The following is a 1,906-nucleotide window of genomic DNA, read 5'->3' as shown; positions in this document are numbered from 1 at the left end:
GGCCGATCACCGCCTCGGCGCCCTCGGCGATGCGCGCGTAGTTGGCGACCGCCTCGCGGTGCACCCAGGCGATCGAGGTGCCGGGCAGGATGTCGTGGAACTGGTGCAGGAGCAGCAGTTCCCACAGCTCGTCGAGTTCGTCGTGGGGGTACTCGAACCCCGCGCGCACCGCCGCGGTGGCCGCCCACAGCTCGGCCTCGATCAGCAGGTGCTCGCCGCGGCGGTTGCCCTGCTTGGTCTTGTGCTGGCTCGTGAGCGTGGCGCGGTGCAGCTCGAGGTAGAGCTCGCCGACCCACACGGGCGGGTTCGGCAGCTCGGCCTTGGCGCGCTCGAAGAAGGCATCCGGGTGCTCCCAGCGCACGCGGGCGCTGCCCTCGAGGTCGGCGGTGCGGCGCGCCTTGCCCGTCATCTCGCGGGTCGTGCCGCCGCCGCCGTCGCCCCAGCCGACGGGTGCGAGCGACGACGACGCGCGCCGCGACTCCTTGAACTGCCGCGTCGCGCGGGCGAGCTCTGAGCCCGAGAGCTGCGAGTTGTAGGTGTCCATCGGGGGGAAGTGGCTGAAGACGCGCGAGCCGTCGATGCCCTCCCAGTCGAAGGTGTGGTGCGGGAACCGGTTGACCTGGTTCCACGAGATCTTCTGCGTGAAGAACCACTCGAAGCCGGCCCGGCGCATCAGCTGGGGCAGCTGCGGTGAGTAGCCGAAGCTGTCGGGCAGCCACACCCCGCGCGAGGTCACTCCGAACTCGCTCCGGAAGAACGACTGGCCGTAGAGGAACTGGCGCGCGATCGCCTCACCCGTCGGCATGACCGTGTCGGACTCGACCCACATGCCGCCGAGCGGCAGGAAGCGCCCGGCCTCGACGGCGGCCTTGACGCGCGCATAGACCTCTGGCCGGTTCTGCTTGATCCACTTGTACTGCTGCGCGCTCGACATGCCGTAGCGGAACTCGGGCTCCTCGTCGATGAGCGTCGTCATCGACGACGTCGTGCGCGCGACCTTGCGGATCGTCTCGCGCAGCGGCCACAGCCACGCGGAGTCGATGTGCGCGTGGCCGATCGCCGCGATCTCATGGGCGGATGCCTCGGCGGGCCGCTCGAGCTCGGGGGCGAGCTTCGCCCGTGCGTCGGCCGCCGTGGCCGAGATGCGCTGCAGGTCGAGCACGTCGAGCGCGTCGTCGAGCGCCTGCAGGATCTTCATGCGCCGCGGCGAGGTCTCGGGCAGCTCTGCCTGCAGCTCGAGCAGCACCTCGACGTCGAGGGCGAGCTCGTGCACCTCTTCGTCGAAGACGGCGAGGTCCATGTGGCGCGTCGTGTACAGCGGCCGCGGCGACGAGGTCTGGATGTCGCCCTCCTGCGTCGGAAGGAAGGGGTGGTAGTCGAGCAGCACGGGGTTCGAGGCCGCTTCGATGAACATCTCGACGGGGTCGCCGCCGCGTGCGGCATCCGTCACCTTCACCCACTGATTGCGCGGGTTCAGCGACTTCAGCGGGGTGCCGTCCGGCAGGTAGACCAGGCCCTCGCACTGGAAGCCGGTCATGTTCACGTCGAAGCCGAGGTCGACGACGGCCTCGACGCGCTCGCCCGCCCACTCGGCCGGAATCGCGCCGGTCAGGCGGAACCACGTGGTGCCCCAGGCGGCGCCCCACGGGGTGCCGATCTGGTAGGGCGCGTAGTCGAGCGCGAGACCCTCGGCGGGGGCGATCGGCTCGCCGGGCAGCTCGTGCCATTCGACGGTGAGCGGGGTGCGGCGCGCGTGGATGGCGGGCTTGATGCGCTCGCTGAGCACCCGGGTCGCGCGGCCTACGGTCAAGGGGATGTCGTCGTGCATGACAGCTCTCTGTTTGTGATGGTGGCCCGCGACTCAGCGCGGCAGCTCGGCGCAGTCCGCGAGCACGCGGGTGATGCC

The 1,906-nt window shown here is 70.6% G+C and carries 1 protein-coding gene; it reads right to left on the bottom strand.

From position 1 onward, the window contains the following. On the bottom strand, positions 1-1,828 hold a 1,828-nt coding region (locus ACM2XV_RS14885; protein WP_487027499.1), incomplete at its 3' end, for an alpha-mannosidase. Between the last annotated feature and the right edge of the window lie 78 nt (positions 1,829-1,906).

The sequence above is a fragment of the Gryllotalpicola sp. CP2-P1 genome (genome assembly GCF_057512245.1).
Note: the sequence above shows the minus strand (reverse complement) of the source record. Positions and strands in the feature narration are given on the sequence as shown.